A 5,551-nucleotide genomic window follows, 5' to 3' on the forward strand; every position below is an offset into this window, starting at 1 on the left:
GACGGGATAAGTGCTGAAAGCATCTAAGCATGAAGCCCCCCTCAAGATGAGATTTCCCATAGCGCAAGCTAGTAAGATCCCTGAAAGATGATCAGGTTGATAGGTCAGAGGTGGAAGCGTGGCGACACGTGTAGCTGACTGATACTAATCGATCGAGGACTTAACCAAGATTTGAAAAGTACATGCTTTACTCAGCAAACTGTTACCTAGTTTTGAGAGAACAATCTCATGTCTGGTGGCGATAGCGAAGAGGTCACACCCGTTCCCATACCGAACACGGAAGTTAAGCTCTTTAGCGCCAATGGTAGTCGGGACTTTGTCCCCGTGAGAGTAGGACGCTGCCAGGCAAAATAAAAAAAGCATGTCATTAAATGACATGCTTTTTTTCTATATATGAACTTCGCTGAATTTGACTTCTGCGAAGTAAGATGTTAAGTTGAAGTTATTACATTATCACGAGTGGGGGATTTAGATTGAAAAAAAACAAACTAGAAGTTATTCCGCTGATTGATGATTTTAGCCAGTGGTTAGCAGAAGCAGATAAATCTGATAACACTATTAAAACGTACCGTGCGGTACTTAATCAATTCCATGAATGGCTTCTCAGTGAGGGAATGGATCTGAATCATTTAAAGAAAAAAGATGTTCAACAATATATTAATTATCTTGAGTCTCAAAATAAAAGCTTAGCAACTGTAGAAAAAGCTTTTGCTACAATCAGTATGTTTGCTCGCTTTCTTAAGAAATTAGATGTAGTTCAAGACATCAAACGTAAACAGAAAGATAAAAAGAATCAAGAAGCACCAGATTCTTTAACGTTGGATGAGTGCAATCATTTATTAGCTGAAGTAAAAAAAGACGGCAACCCTCGTGATATTGCTATCGTATATGTTTTACTTCATACAGGAATTCGAGTATCTGAATTGTGCGGGTTAAACCAAGATGATATTAATTTAACTACAAATCAAAGTTCTTTAACTGTTCATGAATCTAAAGGTGAAAAGGGCCGTACTATACCACTTTCTAAAGAAGTGAAATATTATTTAGAGAAATATATTACGTCTCAGAACAATGAAAAAGAATTTTTATTTGAGTCAAATTTTCATCAAAGAATAACTCCAAGAGCTGTTCAATATATGTTAAAGAAATACAATGTAACTCCTCATAAGTTACGTCATACATTCTGTAATCAATTAGTTCAAAAAGGAATTGATATTGCAGTTGTTGCCGAATTAGCAGGTCATTTAGATATCAATGTAACGAAAAAATATCTAAAGTCGCCTGTTCAGAATTTAGATTCAGCCATCAAACAAGCGTTTTCTTAAACAAACCAATACAACAAAAGTAACACTATGTTGCATTCAACATAGATAAAAAACAAAGAAGAACCCTTATCTATCAAGGGTTCTTCTTTGTTTTTGAATATGATAAACTAATCAATACAACATATTAAATACATAGACGTAGTTCAATGTAACATACTGAATATATAGAGAGGTGAGTTTATGCTTATTAAAGGGCAGCAAACCGTGGAACCCATTCGAGATCCAGAAAAGATTCGCATGATGAAAGAACATTTACTACATAAATCCTATCGTGATTATTTTCTTTTCGTCTTTGGCATCAATTCTGGGTTACGCATTAGCGATATTTTACCTTTAAGGGTTATGGATGTTCGGTCGGCCGATCATCTTCGTTTTCGAGAACAAAAAACAGGCCACGTACGAAAAATTCGGATTCCACATAACCTTCAACAAGAGATTGAAAAATACACGCGCCATATGGCCGATTCTGACCTCCTTTTCCCTTCTCGGAAGGGTACAAGTCATGTTCGAAGAGAAACGGCCTGGAGGACCATTAACAGCGCCGCACGCGCGTGTGGTATTAAAGGGGCCATCGGTACCCATACCATGAGAAAAACATTTGGCTATCACTTCTACCAACGAACAAAAGATGTAGCCATGTTGCAACAAATCTTTGGCCACTCGGCGCCGTCTGTTACACTCCGATACATCGGGATTACAGATGACATGATTGATCGAACATTAGAAGATTTTGCGTTATAAAGGAGACATAATCGTAGAGTAAGATGGCTGCTTAAACTAGAGGCATACAGCCATCTTATGCTATACATATGCCTTCTTTTTTTTGTTTATTCCTGCCGAAAACACCGGCGGCCATCTTGCTCATAGAAAACCTTTTTTTCGTGAGCGTTCCAAAATAACGTGGCCGCCCCTTTAAATTTCTGAAGAGCATAAGGGGTTTTTGCTATCACAGGGTGTGATAGGCTAGGCAAAGCCTAGCAAAACCGTGATAGCAAAGAAAATCCCTATATGTCCCCCTTGAGTCCCCTTTTTTTGGTGGATGTCCCTTTCGCGTCCCCCTTTAAAACCTCAATGTCCCCTTTGTGTCCCTCTATTTTGAAGCCATGTCCCCTTTACGTCCCCATCATTTAATGTCCTTTTTCTAACTTTTACAGCAATGTTCACTTTAATTTTAAAAGCATTTCATATTTTTTATTTCAATTACATGCTAATAAAAAACAACTTTATACAAGGCAAGATTGTTACCAATGTAAGTAAAATAAGTGACAGTCTAGACCATGATTCATCATAACTGTTTTAAAATTATATTTAAATATAACTTCGCTGAACTTGACTTCTACGAAGTTATACTATAATATAGATTATGTAGTCGATAGACGATTTAGCAACTTAAAAACTGATCCTACGATGCACGTTATGCCCTATTTGTTTTGAACCGTACTGTTTAATCGGGATTCTTATATTTGTTAACTGATGCCATGCCTGTCTATAAAACAGGATCGCAGGAATGTTAACATGCGGAGACCCACCTGCGAGATCGCGGGTTCACAAAACAGATTGGGAAGACGACATAAGTGGGAACTATTTTTCCTATACATACCGTGCTAGACGGGGAGATGGCGGTGCCTTGTAACCTGCAATCCGCCTTAGCAGGGTTGAATCCTCACTAGAGGTATTGTTTAGGTAAGGTCAGGCTTGTACAAGTAGTGTTGAAAGTTGGGTCCTGCGCAATAGAAATCTATGAACATGGTCAGGTCTGGAAGGAAGCAGCCATAAGTAGAACCTTCTATGTGTTGTAGACTAACCTAGCCGAGCTAACTATACATGCAGCGCTTATTTATCCATATCAACGGTGAGTGCACGGTTTTTAAAAGACAGTTGTACAAAATGAAGACTTTTATTAATTAAGGGTTTTCGTTTTGTACAACTGTCTTTTTTGTTTAAAAACCTTAATTTATTATCACTTCCAAATTTCCCACCATCTTTTCTGATTCCCTTTGCGTTTGGCCGCCAATAGTTCATCTATGTATTCTGATTGTTCTTGTTGCTGTTTCCGCAATTCCGCAACAATGTTCCGCAACTCGTTAATTTCTTCTTTTTGATGGGCCATCAGCTGCATCGTAGTAGTAACTTGGTTCATTAATTCATGGAATTGTTCACCCAAGTCTACTTGAACAGAAATCTCATTCAAATTAGGCTGCTGCTGCGCTGCTGCGGTCGTGGTTGCGGTTTCGTTTTCAACCTCCACATTTCTTGCAACCATTAGGGATAAAGCCTCTTCTATTTCGGCTGCGTTTAGACTGCGATTGAAACCTTCCGCAATGAAACGCAATATATCTATAGTCTCCCGGCGATACCGGCGGCCACGTCCTTTTCCTGTAAAAGGTATGTAATTGATAAAGCGATCTCTATAGTAACGGACAGTAGATTCAGGCATGTTCAATTCTTTTGCGATTTCTGCAATAGTTAGCAGTGACTTCTTCATGTTTAATCTCCTAACTCCATTAAGATATTCACTTTATATCTCCAGCATTAAGCTTCTAAAAAATTATAATATAACGGATGTTCAGGATTAAAATGTTTTCGTCTTGCTTCAAGTGCAAGCATTCCTCTTAGAGTTCCAAAGAAATATCCTTGAAAGTCTTTTTTAATCTTATTTTGTTTAAGAGCATAAATAGCCTCTTTGAATGCTTGAAGGATAACAGGCATGATGTCTTCTGAAGGTACATTTAAACCACTTATTCTATTAGCTAAACAAGCTTTCTTCCAAATGTCATGTATTTCTTTAGCATCGTTAAAAAAGACCCTTACGGTATTTTTAAAATCCTCTGGAACAATTGAAGGTGTAAATTCTGCTGATAAATGAACAGATTCCGTACGTATTTTATTTAAAGAATTAAAAGTTAAATAAAAGGTAGGTTTTTTTTCTACCTCTGAATTCTTACTGCCACAAGGGATTTCTGGATGTTCGGTTTGGAAATCAGCTTGGAAATTTTCTAAATTCAAATAGCTTGTCCAATATTCAAAATAAGGGTGCTCCACAAATAAATGCATTGGGCAACCACGGCCATTATGATTACTAAGTCCACGGTACACTGTTATAATTAACCCTTTTTTTCTTAGCATTGCTAAAATATTTCGGATGGTGCGATCAGAAACTTCATAGCGATCTGCTAAATACTGATCACTTGCGTAAACAAAGCCACGTTCTGTAGCGAAGAAACATAACATATCAATTGCTTTTCTTGTTCCTTCTTTTAATCGGTAAAAAGTATCCCCGTATGTTTTCATTACTTTCTCTAAAAGGATCTTTTTCATTTCTTTCTTTTGATGTGCTCTTTCTGCATATGATTGATAATTTGTCATATGAATAAACTCTTCATGAGTTACGATTCTGCTTACTGTCATTTCTATCTCCCTCGCCCTCTCCAATTAGGAAACAAAAAAAGGTGTGTTTACCGCTTAAAAACGGTAAACACACCTTTCCTAGACAGAAAAGCAGTACTTCCCCTTGTCAATTGCATATTTATATCGTAAAATACCAACATAAATATGTTTTTCACAAGGTTGAAGCAACATGTTTACCGTGGACAAGTCACGGTGGACGTTGTAGGTAGAAGCTGCCGTGGTGTAGTCACGGTAAAGTTTTGAGGACGGCCATCCTCTTAATAAGCTTTTCTACAACACGCTTTGACCTTTTTTCATGTTCCGAACATATGTAATTGATTTATTTATACCAAAATTAACTAAACTACACAAGGCGGCTTAAGTAATTCTTTTGAATAACAGATTAATAAAATCTTTTACAATCATTTCCATTAAATACCTTAGTTTCAGAAGTTGACTTCTACGAAACTGTAGTGTAATATAGAGAATGTGATTGAGATCCGGAAGGAAACATCACGTTTTGGAAAAAAATAAAACTTCGCAGAAGTTGACTTTTATGAATATATGAGTTATACTTAATGAAGTGATCAATATTTAAAGTAAGTTTATTGACAAGGTTTATTTCTTTTTGTAAGATAATATCCTGTCTTTGAAATTGCTCTTTGAAAACTGAACAAAGCGACAAACGTCAACGTTAATTTTTTTATTTTATATGAGCAAGTCAAACATTTCTTCGGAGAGTTTGATCCTGGCTCAGGATGAACGCTGGCGGCGTGCCTAATACATGCAAGTCGAGCGAACTGATTAGAAGCTTGCTTCTATGACGTTAGCGGCGGACG

Annotated in this window: 4 protein-coding genes, 3 rRNA genes and 2 other RNA genes; 7 read left to right on the forward strand and 2 right to left on the reverse strand. The window is 37.1% G+C overall.

The annotated features are described in order from the left end of the window. From AC0C45_RS29815 to ffs, 6 genes are all read left to right on the forward strand, one after another. Positions 1–168, forward strand: a 23S ribosomal RNA gene (locus tag AC0C45_RS29815); the annotation flags it as partial. Positions 169–231: 63 nt separating this feature from the next. Next, positions 232–347 (forward strand): 5S ribosomal RNA (gene rrf / locus AC0C45_RS29820). 126 nt (positions 348–473) lie between these two features. Further along, positions 474–1,325: a tyrosine-type recombinase/integrase gene (locus AC0C45_RS29825; RefSeq protein ID WP_280169162.1), complete on the forward strand. Its 852-nt coding sequence runs from the start codon at positions 474–476 to the stop codon at positions 1,323–1,325. A 180-nt stretch (positions 1,326–1,505) separates the two neighbouring features. Next, on the forward strand, positions 1,506–2,066 hold the full coding sequence (locus AC0C45_RS29830) for a site-specific integrase (RefSeq protein WP_025908229.1): 561 nt from the start codon (positions 1,506–1,508) through the stop codon (positions 2,064–2,066). Between the two features lie 655 nt (positions 2,067–2,721). Continuing rightward, a non-coding RNA gene (gene ssrS, locus AC0C45_RS29835) (6S RNA) lies at positions 2,722–2,910 on the forward strand. Between the two features lie 14 nt (positions 2,911–2,924). Then, positions 2,925–3,189, forward strand: an RNA gene (gene ffs, locus AC0C45_RS29840) — signal recognition particle sRNA large type. Between the two features lie 96 nt (positions 3,190–3,285). Here the strand turns inward: ffs and AC0C45_RS29845 are convergent. Further along, positions 3,286–3,810, reverse strand: coding sequence for a MerR family transcriptional regulator (locus tag AC0C45_RS29845; protein WP_280169161.1), 525 nt, complete (start codon positions 3,808–3,810; stop codon positions 3,286–3,288). A gap of 47 nt (positions 3,811–3,857) precedes the next feature. After that, positions 3,858–4,733, reverse strand: coding sequence for a transcriptional regulator (locus AC0C45_RS29850; RefSeq protein ID WP_280169172.1), 876 nt, complete (start codon positions 4,731–4,733; stop codon positions 3,858–3,860). A gap of 709 nt (positions 4,734–5,442) precedes the next feature. Between AC0C45_RS29850 and AC0C45_RS29855 the strand changes: the two genes are divergently transcribed. Next, positions 5,443–5,551: ribosomal RNA gene (locus AC0C45_RS29855) — 16S ribosomal RNA — on the forward strand; the annotation flags it as partial.

Source organism: Priestia sp. VA7, from assembly GCF_055710015.1.